The organism is Pseudomonas sp. Ant30-3, assembly GCF_000690905.1.
Classification (GTDB): Bacteria; Pseudomonadota; Gammaproteobacteria; order Pseudomonadales; family Pseudomonadaceae; genus Aquipseudomonas.
Map to the genome: position 1 here is coordinate 1 of NZ_JMCL01000007.1, position 16,539 is coordinate 16,539.

Genomic DNA, 16,539 nt, shown 5'->3' on the forward strand with positions numbered 1-16,539 from the left:
AATTCGATTTGATCGTTGCCAACCCGCCGTACATGGCCGATCCCGCCGAGCGTGCCTATCGTCATGGCGGTGGCGAGTTTGGCGAACAACTGTCTTTGCGCATCGTCGAGCAAGCCATGAATCGACTGGCTCCGGGCGGTTCTCTGGTGCTGTACACCGGGGTGGCGATGATCGACGGTCACGATCCGTTTCTCGACGCGTTAATCCCGCGCCTGGAATCACCACTGTTCGCCTGGACCTACCGTGAGCTCGACCCCGATGTATTCGGCGAAGAGCTACTGACCCCCGGCTATCAACGGGTGGAAAGGATTGCGGTGGTCGCCTTGATCGTCACCCGTATCGGCCCCGGAATCGGGGGCAGCGTTGAATCGGCAGGTGCGCCATGAGCAAAAATCTGGATGACTACAACCGCATGCGCGATTTCTCGGCGACCTCGGAACCGGCCGCCAAGCCTTCCAAGCGCAAAGCCGCGAAAGACCATGCGTTGCAATTTTGCATCCAGAAACATGACGCCTCGCGTCTGCACTATGACTTCCGATTGGAGCTCGACGGCGCGCTTAAAAGCTGGGCAGTGCCCAAAGGCCCCTCGCTGGATCCGCACGTCAAACGCTTGGCCGTGCATGTCGAGGACCATCCGCTCGACTATGCCACCTTCGAAGGCAGCATCCCTGAAGGCCATTACGGTGCCGGGGATGTGATCGTCTGGGACCGGGGCGTGTGGATTCCGCAAGAGGATCCTGCCACGGCGTATGCCAAGGGCAAGCTCAAGTTCGAGTTGCAAGGTGAGAAGCTCGGTGGTTTATGGAATCTGGTGCGTACGCACATGCCTGGCAAGCAAGAGCAATGGTTTCTGATCAAACATCAGGACAGCGCCGCCAAACCTGAAAGTGACTATGACGTGGTAGTCGCCGCGCCAGACAGCGTGCTCAGCGACCGCACCATCGTGCCGAAAAAATCGAAAACAGCAGCGGCCAAACCTAAAGCGGTGAAAAAACCGGCCGCCGTTGCGCCCAAGGCCAAGCCCACGCCATTGACCGGCGCACATAAAGCCAAGTTGCCGGACACGTTGAAACCTGAACTGGCGACCCTTGTGGAAAAAGCCCCGGGCGGCGAGTGGAGCTACGAGATCAAGTTTGACGGCTATCGCATCATGGCGCGCCTGGATCACGGTGAAGTCAAACTGTTCACGCGCAATGGCCATGACTGGACCCACAAATTGCCGAAGCAGGCCGAGGCGTTGACGGCGTTAGGCCTTGAATCGGCCTGGCTTGACGGCGAAATGGTGGTGGCCAACGAGCAAGGCGTGCCGGACTTTCAGGCACTGCAAAACGCCTTCGATTCGGGACGCAGTGGCAACATCATTTACTACCTGTTCGACATGCCGTACCTCAATGGCGTGGACCTTCGCGAAGTGCCGGTGGAGGAGCGGCGGGCGGCGCTCGCCACGGTGCTCAAGCCGAATGAGGACCCGCTGCTGCGTTTTTCCGATTCGTTTGGCGAAGAACCCGAAGCACTGCTCAACAGTGCCTGTCAGATGCAAATGGAAGGGCTGATCGGCAAGCGTCTCGGCTCGCCTTATGTGTCGCGGCGCAGCAATGACTGGATCAAGCTCAAGTGCAAACATCGGCAGGAATTCGTCGTTGTCGGGTTTACCGATCCCAAGGGATCGCGTAACGCCTTCGGCGCGTTGCTGCTGGGCCTGCATGACCGCGATAGCGGCGAACTGCGCTATGCCGGCAAGGTCGGCACCGGTTTCAATGAGTCGACCCTCAAGCGAATCTACGAACAGCTGAAACCGTTGCAGACGAAGAAACCGGCGGTGGTCAACCCGCCGACCGGCTTCGAGGCTAAAGGGGTGCACTGGCTCAAACCAACGCTGCTGGCGGAGGTCGCCTTTGCGGAAATGACCAAAGAGGGCTCGGTGCGTCACGCCGTCTTCCATGGTTTGCGCAACGACAAGCCTGCCGAAGACATCACTGAGGAGCGTCCGAAAGCCGTGAAAGCCGATCCTGCGAAAAAGCCCGCTGCTGCGGCGAAAAAGTCTTCCGCCGAAAAGCCCGCTGCTGCGGCGAAAAAGTCCGCTGCGGCAAAGAAGACCAGCACAGACAAACCCGCTGCCGCTCCCGTGAAGAAATCCGACAAGGCCGACACCGCTCCCTCACAGCTCGGGCTCGGCGGTGGCAAAGTGCGCATTACCCATCCAGACCGGGTGATAGACGCCAGCAGCGGCACCACCAAGTTGCAGCTGGCCGAGTACTACGCCAGCATTGCCGAGTGGATCCTGCCCGAGCTGAAAGATCGCCCGGTGGCGCTGGTGCGAGCCCCGGACGGGATTGCCGGCGAACTGTTTTTTCAAAAGAACGCCGAGCGCCTGGCGATCCCGGGGATCAGCACGCTGGACAAAGCGCTGACTGGTCAGCCGGTCATGCTGATCAATAATCCTGAAGCCCTGATCGGCGCGGTGCAGATGAGCACCGTCGAGCTGCATACCTGGAACGCCACCTCGGTCAACCTCGATAAACCGGACCGCTTCGTTCTCGACCTCGACCCGGACCCGGCGCTGCCGTGGAAAAGCATGGTCGAGGCGACGCAATTGACGCTCACGGTGCTGGAGGAGTTGGGGCTCAAGGCGTTTCTCAAGACCAGCGGCGGCAAGGGCATCCATTTGATGGTGCCGCTGACTCGCAAGGCCGGCTGGGATGAGGTGAAGGATTTCAGCCACGCCATCGTCACCCATATGGCAAAGCTGCTGCCAGACCGTTTTTCCGCCGTGTCCGGGCCAAAGAACCGGGTAGGGCGGATCTTCATCGATTACCTGCGCAACGGCTTGGGCGCGACCACCATTTGCGCCTACGCGGCCCGCACGCGCGAAGGCCTGCCGGTGTCCATGCCGATCTTTCGCGAAGAAGTGGCGGAGCTCAAGGGCGGCAATCAGTGGAACGTGCACAACGCCCATGAGCGTTTGGTCGAGGTCGGCAACGAGCCGTGGGCGGACTGGAAGAAAGCCAGGCAGACAATCACCGCTGAGATGCGCCGTCGGGTCGGGATGAAGAAATAGTGGGAATGGCCGCTCAGGCGTCGCGCAGCAAGTCGTTGGCGTTAAGCAATTCGTAGGCGATTTCCGGGCGCTTTTCGAGGCCGCGGCGGATGGCTGCCGGAATCGCCTGGCGGGTCTTGCGACACAGCCCCGGCATTTCGTCGATGGAAATGGCGATGCCGCGCATGGTACGCACTTCATTGAAACCGGGCGCGATCGCGACCCGGATCCCCAGCTGTTCAAACATGCGCTGTTGCAGCCGTTCGAGGTCGCTAAGGCTCTGCAGATTCTCCAGGCGATCGAGCAGACGCTTTTCTTCATTGCGCGTCAGCAACAGAATTCGAATGTCTGCATCCGGCTTTTCCAGCAGCGGTTCGCGCTCGCAGTTGCAAGCGCCGGGCGGGCAGGGTTGGCGGATCGAAAGCGGGGTTGTCATGAGCCCAATCATAGAGTGCTGCCCCTAGGTTTGCCCATCCCCGCTGAAGCCCATTCATCTCTCCCGAAAATGCCCAAAGCTGTAATGCCGACTCTGTAGCAGCTGGCGCAGCCTGCGTCCGACTCCGGCACGTCCGAACGCAGCCTTCGGCAGCTGCTACAGAGGCTCAGTTCAGTGGACCAACGTTGTACCCGCACAAGTCCGGAACAAAACCTGTGTACCCTGTTCCTACCCGTGCTCGCACCTTTGGCGGGCACGACGTCAGAGTGCACGGTACACATGAAGCAGTTGTTCAAGGTTATTTCGATGTTCGCCCTGGCAATCAGCCTGTTCGGATGCATCGCTGCGCCCATCGACCTGACACCAGAAACCGAGCAGTGTCTGCGCGAGCAACCGCCGATCCGCTTTCTGCTGACCTTCGACGATGGCCCCAGTGCGTCCAGTTGGTGGAATCCGACCGCAACCGTGCTCGATAGCCTGGCGCTTAATCCGCTGCAGCCCGATATCAAAGGGGTGTTTTTCGTCCAGACTCGCGCTTCCCGCGCGGGCGGCAGTGAGCAGGGGCGCGAGCTAATGGGCCGCGAGCACGCTGAGGGCCATATCCTGGGTTTGCACACCGCCACATCCGGCCACAGCAACCATCGACTGCTGAGTCCGGCAGAACTGGAAGAAACGCTCGGGTATGGCCGCGCGGACATCGCGTCAATCACCGGATCGCCGCCGAGCCTGATTCGCCCACCTTTCTGGAACTACGACAAACGCACCTTCGCAGCCTATCAACGCCATGGCCTGCATGTGCTGCTGACCGACCTGAGCGCCCATGACGGCAAAATCTGGGGTTTCAACGCCAGCCCCCGGCGACGTGCCAACATGCTGCGCCAGTTATCCGAAGTGCGCGAGCGGGTAGCGCGGGGTGAGTTGCCTGTGGTGGACGGGGTGATCCCGGTGGTCGTGACCTTCCACGACCTCAACCGTTACACCGCCCGCCACCTGCGCGAATACCTGCAGATACTGATCGACAGTGCCCGGGCCACTGGCGTGAATCTTGCCCCTAAAGCGTTTTACGATGATCACGCCGAACTGCAGCGAGCCGCCATGGCGCGCACGGTTCGCGACAGTTCAGAACCGGCGGCATTGCCGGGGATGTGGAACTGGATTTGGGGCAGTGATAGCCGTTGAGTGATTCCTGAAACAGAGAGATCGTTTGATAGCTGACGCAGCCTTCGGCAGCTGCTACAAGGGTTGGGAGGGCCGAAAAGTTCACTGGCGGGGCAACAACTCCTCAATCATCCGCAAACAATGTTTCAACCCCGGCGAACCGTCGCCCACGCGCTGGCTTAGGATGATCGGCGAGGTGGCATTGTCTTCCAGCAAAGGCGTGAAGCCGATGTCGTCGCGATGCAGCAGTTGCACCGAGGCCGGCACCAGTGTTACGCCGATCCCGGCTCCCACCAGACCAATGGCCGTTTGCAGCTCGTTGGTCCATTGCGCTACGTTGATGCTCACACCACAGGATTCGAATAAGGCGATCACATGGTCGGCATAACTCGGGCGCGGATTGCCGGGGTAGAGCACGAAAGGTTCTTTGGCCAGTTCCCGCAGGCTGATCGGGCCGGCGAGTAACGGGTGACCGGCGGGCAGGGCGGCAACCAGGCGGTCTTCGGTCAACACCGTCTGAATGATCGCCGGATCGTCGATGCGGATTCGACCGAAGCCGATATCGATGCGCCCGGCCTTCAGCGCTTGTACCTGCTGCAGCGTGGTCATTTCCGACAGCCCCAGCTCAAGCTCCAGAGGCTCACCGCTGCGCAGCCGGCGTATCAGTTCCGGCAGCACACCATATAAAGTCGATGGCGCAAAACCGATGCCCAACCAGGTTTTTTCGCCAAGACCAATGCGCCGGGTGTTGTCACACACCTTGCCCAGCTGCTCGAGCAGCGCGATGGAATGTTCATGAAAAAACCGCCCTGCATCGGTCAGCTTCAGCGGCCGTCCGCGCTCCAGCAGCAGCACACCCAGTTCATCCTCGAGTTGCTGAATCTGCCGGCTCAACGGCGGCTGAGCGATGTGCAGCAGCTCGGCGGCGCGGGTGAAGTTGAGGGTTTGAGCCAGCACCTGGAAGTAACGCAGGTGACGCAGTTCCATGGGACCTCCGAGATGAGTTTGCATACCTTAAAGGTATCAAGCCAGACCAATTCTATATTGGCCGCCCGGAAAAAGCCGTACGAGAATCGGTTCAAGAACTTTAAGAACCTGACGGGTATCGCCATGCGTGCAACAGCCATTGAATCGATCGAGACGATCATTGTCGATCTGCCGACTATCCGCCCACACAAGCTGGCGATGCACACCATGCAGAACCAGACGCTGGTGATCATTCGTGTGCGCTGCGCCGACGGCTTCGAAGGTCTCGGTGAATCGACCACTATCGGTGGCCTGGCCTATGGCAATGAAAGCCCGGAAAGCATCAAGACCAACATTGATCGACATTTTGCGCCGCTGCTGCTGGGCCAGGACGCGAGCAACATCAACGCTGCGATGTTGCGCCTGGAGCGCAGCATCCGTGGCAATACGTTTGCCAAATCCGGCATCGAAACCGCGTTGCTCGATGCGCAAGGCAAACGCCTTGGCCTGCCTGTCAGCGAACTTCTGGGCGGCCGCGTTCGCGATGCGCTGCCGGTGGCCTGGACCCTTGCTAGCGGCGACACGGCCAAGGACATCGCCGAAGCGGAGCAGATGCTCGACCTGCGCCGACATCGCATCTTCAAACTGAAAATCGGCGCCGGCGAGGTCAATCACGACCTGGCTCACGTCATCGCTATCAAAAAAGCCCTGGGCGATCGCGCCAGTGTTCGGGTCGACGTCAATCAAGCCTGGGACGAGGCGGTTGCCTTGCGCGCGTGCCGGATCCTCGGCAGCAACGGCATCGACCTGATCGAACAGCCGATCTCACGCAACAACCGCGCCGGCATGGCGCGTCTGAACCTGATGAGCCCGGCGCCCATCATGGCCGACGAATCCATCGAGTGTGTGGAGGACGCGTTCAACCTGGCGCGCGAGGGCGCAGCGTCGGTATTCGCTTTGAAGATCGCCAAGAACGGCGGCCCACGCGCCGTGCTGCGTACCGCCGCGATTGCCGAAGCTGCCGGCATTGGCCTGTATGGCGGCACCATGCTTGAAGGCGGCCTCGGCACCATGGCTTCTGCGCACGCCTTCATCACCCTGAACAAACTGGCTTGGGACACCGAGCTGTTCGGACCGTTGCTGCTGACTGAGGATGTTCTCGGCGAACCGCTGATCTACCGCGATTTCGAGCTGCACGTGCCGCAAACACCGGGCCTGGGCCTGAATCTGGATGAAGAGCGCCTGGCGTTTTTCCGTCGCGACAAGTCATCTACTGTCGTCCATCAAGTCTAAGGAGAGCATCATGCTGTTCCACGTAAAAATGACCGTGAATCTACCGGTCGACATGAATCCCGAAGCGGCCGCCAGTCTGAAGGCTGAAGAAAAAGCCCTGGCCCAGCGCCTGCAGGATCAGGGCAAGTGGCGCCATCTGTGGCGCATCGCCGGGCTTTACGCCAATTACAGCGTGTTCGATGTCGACAGCGTTCAGGAACTGCACGACCTGCTGATGCAATTGCCGCTTTACCCGTACATGGCGATCGAAGTCACCGCAATGTGCCGGCATCCTTCATCCATTCGCGAGGATGACCGCTGAACCGAGCCTGTGCAGTTCGCTACGCCAATAATTACAAGATGAGGAACCACCATGAACGTCAAGATTTCCCACACTGCCAGCGCCCAGAAGTTTCTCGAAGAGGCCAGCGGGCTGAGCAACGATGCCGGTAACCCGCGCACCAAGGCACTGATTTATCGCATCCTGCGCGACTCGGTGAATATCATCGAAGACCTCGCCGTGACCCCGGAAGAATTCTGGAAAGCCGTGAACTACCTGAACGTGCTGGGTGCGCGGCAGGAGGCCGGACTGGTCGTCGCCGGGCTCGGCCTGGAGCACTACCTCGACCTGTTGATGGATGCCGAAGACGAACAAAACGGCACGGCCGGCGGCACACCACGGACCATCGAAGGGCCGTTGTATGTGGCGGGTGCGCCGTTGTCGGATTTCGAAGCGCGCCTGGATGACGGCGTCGATCCTGGCGTGGTGCTGTTCATGCAGGGCGAGGTGAAAAACACGGCCGGTGAGCCGCTCGCCGGGGCGGTCGTCGATGTCTGGCACGCAAACACCGGCGGCACCTATTCGTATTTCGATACCACGCAGTCGGAGTTCAACCTGCGTCGCCGCATCGTCACCGATGCCGAAGGACGTTACCGTTTTCGCAGCATCGTGCCGTCGGGCTACGGTTGCCCGCCGGACGGTCCGACCCAGCAGTTGCTCGACCAACTGGGCCGACATGGTCAGCGTCCCGCGCACATCCATTTCTTCATCTCCGCGTCGGATCATCGTCACTTGACCACCCAGATCAACCTGGATGGCGACCAGTACCTGCACGACGATTTCGCCTACGCCACACGTGATGAGCTGATTGCGAAAATCACCTTCAGCGACGATCAGCAGCGTGCAGCGGCGTACGGTGTGAGCGGGCGCTTTGCCGAAATCGATTTCGACTTCACCCTGCAGAGCTCCGCGCAACCCGAAGAGCAACAGCGCATCGAGCGGGTTCGCGCGCTCGAGGACTGACAGCGCACTGTGGGAGCGAGCCTGCTCTCGAAGAGGCGTTCAGCAACAACATCCATGTTGACTGAAACTGCGCGAGCAGGCTCGCTCCCACAGTGTTTGCCAATGAAACCCCATAACAACAATGAGAGTGACCCGACGATGCAAGCGCAGTTACTGAGTCAGCGCAGCAGAATATTTGACCATGCCGACCCGTACGCGGTGTCGGGCTACGTCAACCAGCACGTCGGCAATCATTGCATCCGGATGCCCAGGGTCGGGCGACCCTTGGCCAGCCTCGATCATCGCAAGTTCGCCAGCCTCGACCTGTGCCGTATCAGTTACGGGGCCAGCGTGCGCGTGACATCGGGTGCGCTGGAAAGCGTTTATCACCTGCAAGTAATGCTGCGCGGTCACTGCCTGTGGCGCGGTCACGGTCAGGAACATTACTTCGCTCCCGGCGAATTACTGCTGATCAATCCCGACGATACAGTGGACCTGACGTATTCGGCTGATTGCGAAAAATTCATCCTGAAAATCCCCACTAGGCTGCTCCAGTCTGTCTGCGACGAGCAGCGTTGGCGCTATCCGGGGCAGGGCGTGCGGTTTCTGGAAAACCGCTATCAGCTTGATCAGCTGGAAGGATTTGTCGGATTGCTGGCGATGATTTGCCAGGAAGCCGAAGCTACCGATCAGGTGCCCAAAGTGCAGGAGCATTACGCGCAAATCATCGTCAGCAAGATGCTCAGCCTGATGAAGACCAATGTCAGCCGCATCAGCTTAAGCTCACGGACGGCCACGTTCGATGTACTGGCTGACTACATCGCCGACCACCTCAAGCACGACATCGACAGCGAGGAACTGGCGCGCCAGGCCCGGATGAGCCTGCGTTCGTTGTACGGGTTGTTTGAGCGCCACGCCGGCACCACGCCGAAAAACTACATCCGCCAAAAACGCCTCGAACGGATCAACGCCTGCCTCAGCGACCCGACCTGCAACGTGCGCAACGTTACAGAAATCGCCATGGATTACGGGTTCGTGCATTTGGGGCGGTTTTCCGATCATTACCGCAAGCAGTTTGGCGAGTTGCCGTCGGACACCCTCAAGGGGCGGCATTGACCACCTGTGGCCAGCGGGCTTGCCCCCGCTGGGTGGCGAAGCCGGCCTAAATTTTGTCAGATCAAAACGTCTCTGTGCCTGCTGACATCGGGGGCCGCTTCGGGCCCCAACGGGGGCGAGCCCCCTTGCCACAAGGGAATGCTTTAGCCACAGGTTGTGCCATGACCACAGTTGAAGCCTTTAGAAAATAAATTAATCCAATCCAGGCAATTACTGGATTATTGGTCCCAAAATGATCAGATTAGTAATCTCATAAATGCAATTTGCGTCCCCGCAACTATTCAGATTAATTCGAGCTCAGCCGTTGCGACGAGGCCAACCATCGCAAGTAAAAGTGCCCATCCGGTCCATTGCAGGATCACCAGCTTCCGCTTAAGGCTGACGGGGAAGTTTTTCAGGTCTTCAACGCAGGCGCCTCCGTCGCGAAGATACAGGCGGGGTGTAGTCATTACTCCCATGATTGCGCCGAGTACAAACATATGTCCCCATGGCCCACCGTTTCTGAAAGGCGCCCGAATCATAACTGCTGGGCAGTTTTTTAAATGATCAAGCATCACATCCATTTTTGTATAGGCGAGGTGAAGTGAAGCGCCAATTACTATAAATATGCCTCCAAAGGTTATCAAACCGACGCAGAGGAATATTTTGTCAGCGGTGCTTATGCTCATTTAATTGCCTCATAGATTTTTTCTCCCATGATTTCTCCACCTCTTCCTAGCGCTTCCCCTGCCGCCATGGAACTCACGCCAACTATTAATAAGCCGCAGGCTAGGGTTCCCACTCCGCCGGTAGGCACCCCAAGCGCGGCACAAACTACCCCAGTAGCGGTGCCGCTTAGGAACACACCGGCGGCAATTCCGCCGGTCATGCCCCCGAGAAAACCACCTGCTTCGGTATATTTAACCTTCTCACAAGCCTCCACATTCCCTTCTGCACAAACACCCTGAACCTTGAGTGCTGACGCTCCACCTCCAACCGCCGTACCAACCCAACCGCCATACTTCACATACTTTGCCGCCCTGGAAACAGCATCAATATGCGTGGCATAACCGGGGATCTGTCCAGCGGCCCCGGATTTCCTCCAGCGATGGACAAGTCTTTTAGTCGATAGACCTAACACGTTTTTCAGGTTGGGATGATCCGGAAACCCGATGCTTTTCTTTGTTAGTTTGGTAAGTTGGGTATCCAGTTGAGTCAGCAGGCGTTTGCGCTCGGCATAGAAATCAGGAGAGTTGAGGTGACCGTTTGTTTGAAACGTTTTTGTGTGCAACTTATCGATGGCACGCAACACAGCATCCACGTCATTCAGATTCTTCGAGAACATCGCCAGCCCGGCGCTGGCTCCGAGCGATCCTTTGGAAACAAGGAACGCGATTTCGTCATAGTGGCGAGCCATGAAGTCGGCCTCTTCCGCGCTGAGCGGCTCCAGCGCTTTATTTACGGTTTCCGCCGCTTGCATTAACAACGCATCTTCGAAGGTACAGAGATGATTGTCTGGATCACTGAGAACAATCAGCGTCCCGGCTTTTACCTGATCCAGATTCGGGTTCAGGGTTCTGAATTTCGCAATGACCGCGGGGGAGGCTGAACTAAAAAGCTGAGCTTCCAGTTTGTCAGCCGTTGTACTTCTGGGTACGACATAAAAACCAGGTTCTTCCTGGGGTACTTCCGCTGGCCATTGCTCTTGGGGGAAAAATTTCAAATCCGGCACTGGATGGGGCGAGGGTGCTGCCTTCAATACGTTTAGTGAATTCGTAGCATTCGACTTGAGATTTTGCGCATGCACATAGCGCAGTAGACGCTCCGGGTCAGGCTTTGAAGCGGGTTGTATAAGCGTTGAGGCCTGGGCTCTTTTAACCCGTGGGGTTATCGCAACCTTAGCGTTCCGCCTAAGTGCTTGCGATTGGATGATCAAGTCCAGTTGTTCTTGCTGTAGGGCATGTAAACCGTGCACCGGCGTTCGGTGGCCCTGCGCGACATCATCTGCTATGCGCTTGGCATAGAGAGCGACTTCTCTATTGAACCGCTCGCGTGCCACACCGTGTACCAAGTGACGGGCGCTGATTGTCCGGGCCTGTGCTGTAAGTTTGCCTGCCGCACTGTTGACCTCCCTGATGTCATGATTTGAATTCATCCCTCCTCGCCCCACGAGCTGTATCCGGCCGTTTTCGCCAGATGGTGGGTCCAGCTGATATCGCGGTAACGAATCGCCACCTGCTCTTGGGGCTCTGCGTCGTTTTGAAAAATGGCATGAGGCATCTCAAGCGTCAGGTCGGCAATGACCCCGCCATTGATCGAAACGGTATAGAACTTCTCCTGAATTCCGGCGGGTGACACTCGGTAGAAACTGATCGTGCAGTTGATCTCCTCTCTGTTGGAAAGCGCTTGAGCAAGTAGCGGTGATGATTTGTCGACGCCTTTCGTGATGATGATCGGGTTGTGTGTTGACCTGTTGAGGTTCCCGATCGTGGTGATGTTGTGGCTGTAGGCGAGCACCATGATTTCGTCTGTGTGCGCTGCCTGATATTTGTTGCCAATGGAATCCTGGGTCGAGCAGCCTTCTGAAATCAATCCTTGGGCTGTGCCGTTTATGGTCATGTAACCGTGATTAGCCATACAACCACTCCTTGTAGTCAGGGGGGCAGTCTATGCAAAACATGTAAGCAGTTATGTAGTCCGATTCCGAAAATGCTGATGTGGAATGAGTGCTGCACTAATCGGACAAAGTTCTGCACCCCGCGGATAGTCCTCCCCATTGCCCCGTCCTAGCATGGCCCTGCCTGAACAATAACAATGGAGGCGGCGGCCATGACCCTGCGACCCGAATATCTTCATTCCCTGCTCGAAGATGACAAAGAAACCGGCATCTACCGCTGTAAGCGCGAAATGTTTACCGATCCGCGCCTGTTCGATCTCGAGATGGAACACATCTTCGAAGGCAACTGGCTGTACCTCGCCCACGAAAGCCAGATCCCCGACAAAAACGATTTCTACACCACCACCATGGGGCGCCAGTCGATTTTCATTGCGCGCAACAAAGACGGTGTGCTCAACGCGTTCCTCAACGCCTGCAGCCATCGCGGCGCGACGCTGTGTCGGCATAAATCCGGCAACAAGAGTTCGTACACCTGTCCATTTCATGGCTGGACCTTCAACAACTCCGGCACACTGCTCAAGGTCAAAGACCCGGCGCAAGCGGGATACCCGGCCAGCTTCAACTGTGCCGGCTCCCACGACCTGACCAAAGTCGCCCGTTTCGAATCCTATCGCGGCTTTCTGTTCGGCAGCCTGAAGGCCGATGTCGAGCCGCTGGTCGAGCACCTCGGCGAGTCGGCCAAGATCATCGACATGATCGTCGACCAGTCCGCCGATGGCTTAGAAGTGCTGCGCGGTTCGTCCAGCTACATCTACGAAGGCAACTGGAAACTCACCGCTGAAAACGGTGCCGATGGCTACCACGTCAGTTCCGTGCACTGGAACTACGCTGCCACGCAGAATCAACGCAAGCAGCGCGAAGCGGGGGATAGCAACCCGACCATGAGCGCCGGCACCTGGGCCAAACAGGGCGGTGGTTTCTATTCGTTCGACAAGGGCCACATGCTGCTCTGGACGCGTTGGTCCAACCCCGAGGATCGCCCGCTGTACGAACGCCGTGATGAGCTGGCGCAAGACTTCGGCCAGGCCCGTGCCGACTGGATGATCGAGAACTCGCGCAACCTGTGCCTGTACCCGAACGTATACCTGATGGACCAGTTCAGCTCACAGATTCGCATCGCCCGGCCGATCTCGGTCAACCGCACGGAAATCACCATCTACTGCATCGCGCCCAAAGGCGAAAGTGACCAGGCGCGCTCGAGCCGGATTCGTCAGTACGAAGATTTTTTCAACGTCAGCGGCATGGCCACGCCCGACGATCTTGAAGAGTTTCGCTCTTGCCAGGCCAGCTACGAGGGCAGCGTGACCACGTGGAACGACATGTCCCGCGGCGCCGAGCACTGGATCGAAGGCGCCGACGAAGCCGCCAGGGAAATCGACTTGCACCCGCTGCTCAGCGGCGTGCGTACCGAGGACGAAGGTCTGTTCGTGCTGCAACACAAATACTGGCAGGAAACCATGCTCAAGGCGCTCGCCGGCCAGCAGTCCGAACTGATCGCAGTGGAGGCCGTGCAATGACCATCTCTCATGATGCCGTGCGCGACTTCCTCTATCGCGAAGCGCGCTATCTCGACGACAAACAATGGGACGACTGGCTGGAACTGTATGCACCGGACGCGACGTTCTGGATGCCGTCCTGGGACGACAACGACGAGCTGACCGAAGACCCGCAGCGGGAAATCTCGCTGATCTGGTACGGCAATCGCACCGGCCTCGAAGACCGCATCTTCCGCATCAAGACCGAGCGTTCCAGCGCGAGCATTCCGGACACACGCACCTCGCACAACATCAGCAATATCGAGCTGCTGGAACAGGCCGACGGTTTCTGCAAGGTGCGCTTCAACTGGCACACATTGAGCTTTCGCTACAAGACCGTCGACAGCTATTTTGGCAGCAGTTTCTACACCCTCGACCTGCGCGGTGAAAACCCGCTGATCAAGGCCAAGAAAGTGATCCTGAAGAACGACTACGTTCGACAGGTCATCGATGTCTACCACCTCTGAGGCGGCCGTCATGACTCATTCCATCGCGTTCAATTTCGAAGACGGCGTCACCCGTTTCATCGGCGCGAACAACGGCGAAACCGTGGCCGATGCCGCGTATCGCCAGGGCATCAATATTCCGCTGGATTGCCGCGACGGCGCGTGCGGCACCTGCAAATGTTTTGCCGAGGCCGGGCACTATGATTTGGGCGAGGAATACATCGAAGAGGCCCTCAGCCCGCTAGAGGCGGAGCAGGGCTTCGTCCTCACCTGCCAGATGCGCGCCCGGAGCGATTGCGTGATCCGCGTGCCCACCTCATCGCAAGTCTGCCGAACCCGCCAGGCCAGCTACGAGGCGGCGATCAGCGCTGTGCGTCAGTTGTCCGCCAGCACCATCGGGCTGTCGATCAAAGGCGAATCGCTGAGCACCCTCGCATTTTTGCCAGGGCAATACGTTAACCTCGGGATTCCCGGCAGCGAGCAGACGCGCGCCTATTCGTTCAGCTCTTTGCTGCGTGATGGAGAGGTGAGTTTTCTGATCCGCAACGTGCCGGGTGGCTTGATGAGCAGTTTTCTTACCGGCATGGCGAAGGCGGGCGACAGCATTAGCCTGGCCGGGCCCCTGGGCAGTTTTTATCTGCGCGAGATTCGGCGTCCTCTACTGCTTTTGGCTGGTGGAACCGGGCTGGCGCCTTTCACTGCGATGCTGGAGAAAATCGCCGGACTGGGCAGTGAACATCCGCTGCATTTAATCTACGGCGTGACCCACGATTTCGACCTGGTGGAAATGGATCGTCTGGAATCCCTCGCGGCGCGCATCCCCAACTTCAGCTTCAATGCTTGCGTCGCCAGCCCTGCCAGCCAGCATCCGCTCAAAGGTTACGTGACTCAGCACATCGAACCGAAGCACCTGAACGATGGCGACGTCGACGTTTACCTGTGCGGCCCGCCGCCGATGGTCGAGGCGGTCAGTCAGTTCATTCGCGAACAGGGCATCGCGCCAGCGAATTTCTACTATGAAAAATTTGCCGCCAGCGCGGCGTGATCGGGAGCGACCATGAACAGGTTCACAGACAAAGTCGCGCTGATCACCGGCGCTGCACAAGGCATTGGCCTGCGCGTCGCCGAACGCATGGCGGCGGAAGGGGCGCGACTGATTCTGGTCGATCGCTCCGAGCGGGTGTTCGAGGTGCAAAAGCAGTTGGGGGCGGCGGGCCAGGTGCTGGCGTTAACGGCCGATCTCGAGCAATACGAAGAATGCAATCGTGTGATGCAAACCGCAGTGGAGCGCTTCGAACGTCTTGACGTGTTAATCAACAACGTCGGCGGCACAATCTGGGCCCAGCCGTTCGAGCATTACCAAGCGGCGCAGATCGAAGCCGAAGTCCGTCGCTCGCTGTTCCCGACGCTGTGGTGCTGCCATGCGGCTCTGCCGTTCATGCTGAAGCAGGGCAGCGGCGCCATCGTCAACGTTTCGTCGATTGCCACGCGCAGCATCAACCGCGTGCCGTATGGCGCCGCGAAAGGTGGGGTGAATGCGCTGACGGCGTGCCTGGCATTCGAGACGGCCGGGCGCGGCGTGAGGGTCAATGCGACCGCACCCGGCGGTACGGAAGCGCCGCCGCGGCAGATCCCGCGCAACAGCGCCGAACAGACTGCTCAGGAAAAGATCTGGTATCAGCAAATCGTCGATCAGACGCTCGGCAGCAGTATGATGAACCGCTATGGCACTCTCGATGAGCAGGCGGCGGCCATCCTGTTTCTGGCCAGCGACGAGGCCTCGTTTATCACGGGTATGGTCATGCCGGTGGGCGGCGGGGATCAGGGCTGACGGCAACTACAAGCGACGCTGAAATGCCCGGACGATCCTGCGCGTGGCGTCACTGGTGTCGAGATTCTGCACGGCATCCAGCGGGTACCAGATGCAATCGAAGATCTCGTTCTGCGGCCGCGCTTCATCGCAATTCAGCACCGACGCTTCGTAGACATGATGCTCGGTGCTGCGCGAATGCAATTCCATCAGGTACAGCAGGCCATCGACACCCAGACCGGTTTCTTCGCGCAACTCGCGCCTCGCCGCACCCGCCGTTGTTTCACCTCGCTCGACCTTTCCACCGGGCAAGGCCCAGCGACTTCCTGGCTTGCGCACCAGAAGGATATGTCGGTCTTGTTCACAAATAACGGTTGCGCGTATTTTCATGTATTACCTGACCGCTCGGTGTCACAAAAGTGTCATGTAAATGCTATGTACGGGCGCGAGGTGGAGTGTCGAGATCTCATCGATTTGAGTACTGGATTGTTGCAATCGTGCGATCGATCCCGAGGACATCACGACGTCTGGTCGGCCAATTTGTCGGGCGCAGGTGTAAGGTAGGCTGGTCAGTTCTGGATATCAGTACCGAAAATGGAGGTGACTTATGAGCGTTCCGATGCTGAATAAGATGCACATGAACGGTTATGACGTACTCAGCGTGAATAATGGGCCCTGGCGGGTATGCACTCAAGGCGATCGGCTCGGTTCTTTCGCCAGCAGGGAGGAGGCACTGGCGTTCGCGGCGTCGCTGCCGGGCTACCGATCGCGAGCCAAGACTTCGGTGAGTCAAAAGGCCGATAAATAACACTATTGAAACCCCGG

General features: G+C 58.6%; 17 protein-coding genes and 1 pseudogene. 12 read left to right on the forward strand and 6 right to left on the reverse strand.

What is annotated here, in order from left to right; translation table 11 throughout:
- Window positions 1–386: pseudogene (locus DU29_RS0100995) on the forward strand (SAM-dependent methyltransferase); the annotation flags it as partial.
- A complete protein-coding gene (gene ligD / locus DU29_RS0101000) occupies window positions 383–3,058 on the forward strand; it encodes a DNA ligase D (protein WP_028620005.1) in 2,676 nt (891 codons plus the stop codon). The pseudogene DU29_RS0100995 and the gene ligD, both read left to right, overlap by 4 nt.
- A gap of 13 nt (window positions 3,059–3,071) precedes the next feature.
- Here ligD and DU29_RS0101005 read toward each other — a convergent pair whose 3' ends face one another.
- On the reverse strand, window positions 3,072–3,473 hold the full coding sequence (locus tag DU29_RS0101005) for a hypothetical protein (protein WP_028620006.1): 402 nt from the start codon (window positions 3,471–3,473) through the stop codon (window positions 3,072–3,074).
- Window positions 3,474–3,752: 279 nt separating this feature from the next.
- Between DU29_RS0101005 and DU29_RS0101010 the strand changes: the two genes are divergently transcribed.
- Window positions 3,753–4,652 (forward strand): polysaccharide deacetylase family protein, encoded by a 900-nt coding sequence (locus DU29_RS0101010; RefSeq protein ID WP_028620007.1) that lies wholly within the window; start codon window positions 3,753–3,755, stop codon window positions 4,650–4,652.
- An 81-nt stretch (window positions 4,653–4,733) separates the two neighbouring features.
- On the opposite strand, the gene DU29_RS0101015 is transcribed toward DU29_RS0101010, so the two are convergent.
- Window positions 4,734–5,618, reverse strand: a complete 885-nt coding sequence (locus DU29_RS0101015) for a LysR family transcriptional regulator (RefSeq protein ID WP_028620008.1) — start codon at window positions 5,616–5,618, stop codon at window positions 4,734–4,736.
- Between the two features lie 123 nt (window positions 5,619–5,741).
- Here DU29_RS0101015 and DU29_RS0101020 point away from each other — a divergent pair, with 123 nt between their 5' ends.
- The 4 genes from DU29_RS0101020 (at window position 5,742) to DU29_RS0101035 (ending at window position 9,267) form a co-directional block, all read left to right on the forward strand.
- A complete protein-coding gene (locus DU29_RS0101020) occupies window positions 5,742–6,890 on the forward strand; it encodes a muconate cycloisomerase family protein (protein WP_033050211.1) in 1,149 nt (382 codons plus the stop codon).
- 10 nt (window positions 6,891–6,900) lie between these two features.
- On the forward strand, window positions 6,901–7,191 hold the full coding sequence (gene catC / locus DU29_RS0101025; protein WP_028620010.1) for a muconolactone Delta-isomerase: 291 nt from the start codon (window positions 6,901–6,903) through the stop codon (window positions 7,189–7,191).
- A 51-nt stretch (window positions 7,192–7,242) separates the two neighbouring features.
- The gene (gene catA / locus DU29_RS0101030) at window positions 7,243–8,172 is read left to right on the forward strand and encodes a catechol 1,2-dioxygenase (RefSeq protein WP_028620011.1); all 930 of its coding nucleotides are present in this window, start codon (window positions 7,243–7,245) and stop codon (window positions 8,170–8,172) included.
- Window positions 8,173–8,310: 138 nt separating this feature from the next.
- Window positions 8,311–9,267, forward strand: a complete 957-nt coding sequence (locus DU29_RS0101035) for an AraC family transcriptional regulator (protein ID WP_028620012.1) — start codon at window positions 8,311–8,313, stop codon at window positions 9,265–9,267.
- A 281-nt stretch (window positions 9,268–9,548) separates the two neighbouring features.
- Here DU29_RS0101035 and DU29_RS0101040 read toward each other — a convergent pair whose 3' ends face one another.
- Genes DU29_RS0101040 through DU29_RS0101050 form a run of 3 tightly spaced genes read right to left on the reverse strand, consistent with a single transcriptional unit; the run spans window position 9,549 to window position 11,883 of the window.
- On the reverse strand, window positions 9,549–9,935 hold the full coding sequence (locus tag DU29_RS0101040; protein WP_028620013.1) for a hypothetical protein: 387 nt from the start codon (window positions 9,933–9,935) through the stop codon (window positions 9,549–9,551).
- On the reverse strand, window positions 9,932–11,401 hold the full coding sequence (locus tag DU29_RS0101045) for a hypothetical protein (RefSeq protein WP_028620014.1): 1,470 nt from the start codon (window positions 11,399–11,401) through the stop codon (window positions 9,932–9,934). Before DU29_RS0101045 ends, DU29_RS0101040 begins: the two co-directional genes overlap by 4 nt.
- A complete protein-coding gene (locus DU29_RS0101050) occupies window positions 11,398–11,883 on the reverse strand; it encodes an Hcp family type VI secretion system effector (RefSeq protein ID WP_028620015.1) in 486 nt (161 codons plus the stop codon). The genes DU29_RS0101045 and DU29_RS0101050 overlap by 4 nt, the downstream gene beginning before the upstream one ends.
- Before the next feature lie 192 nt (window positions 11,884–12,075).
- On the opposite strand from DU29_RS0101050, the gene benA reads away from it, so the two are divergent.
- From benA to DU29_RS0101070, 4 genes are read left to right on the forward strand one after another with little or no spacing between them, the layout of a single operon-like run.
- Window positions 12,076–13,440 (forward strand): benzoate 1,2-dioxygenase large subunit, encoded by a 1,365-nt coding sequence (gene benA / locus DU29_RS0101055; RefSeq protein WP_028620016.1) that lies wholly within the window; start codon window positions 12,076–12,078, stop codon window positions 13,438–13,440.
- Window positions 13,437–13,925, forward strand: a complete 489-nt coding sequence (gene benB / locus DU29_RS0101060) for a benzoate 1,2-dioxygenase small subunit (protein WP_028620017.1) — start codon at window positions 13,437–13,439, stop codon at window positions 13,923–13,925. Before benA ends, benB begins: the two co-directional genes overlap by 4 nt.
- Before the next feature lie 10 nt (window positions 13,926–13,935).
- Window positions 13,936–14,949, forward strand: coding sequence for a benzoate 1,2-dioxygenase electron transfer component BenC (benC, locus tag DU29_RS0101065; RefSeq protein WP_028620018.1), 1,014 nt, complete (start codon window positions 13,936–13,938; stop codon window positions 14,947–14,949).
- Window positions 14,950–14,961: 12 nt separating this feature from the next.
- A complete protein-coding gene (locus tag DU29_RS0101070; RefSeq protein ID WP_028620019.1) occupies window positions 14,962–15,735 on the forward strand; it encodes a 1,6-dihydroxycyclohexa-2,4-diene-1-carboxylate dehydrogenase in 774 nt (257 codons plus the stop codon).
- Between the two features lie 6 nt (window positions 15,736–15,741).
- Here the strand turns inward: DU29_RS0101070 and DU29_RS0101075 are convergent, their stop codons facing one another.
- Window positions 15,742–16,104, reverse strand: a complete 363-nt coding sequence (locus tag DU29_RS0101075; RefSeq protein ID WP_028620020.1) for an NUDIX hydrolase — start codon at window positions 16,102–16,104, stop codon at window positions 15,742–15,744.
- A 217-nt stretch (window positions 16,105–16,321) separates the two neighbouring features.
- Here DU29_RS0101075 and DU29_RS0101080 point away from each other — a divergent pair, with 217 nt between their 5' ends.
- Window positions 16,322–16,522, forward strand: a complete 201-nt coding sequence (locus DU29_RS0101080) for an SPOR domain-containing protein (protein WP_028620021.1) — start codon at window positions 16,322–16,324, stop codon at window positions 16,520–16,522.
- Window positions 16,523–16,539 lie beyond the last annotated feature (17 nt).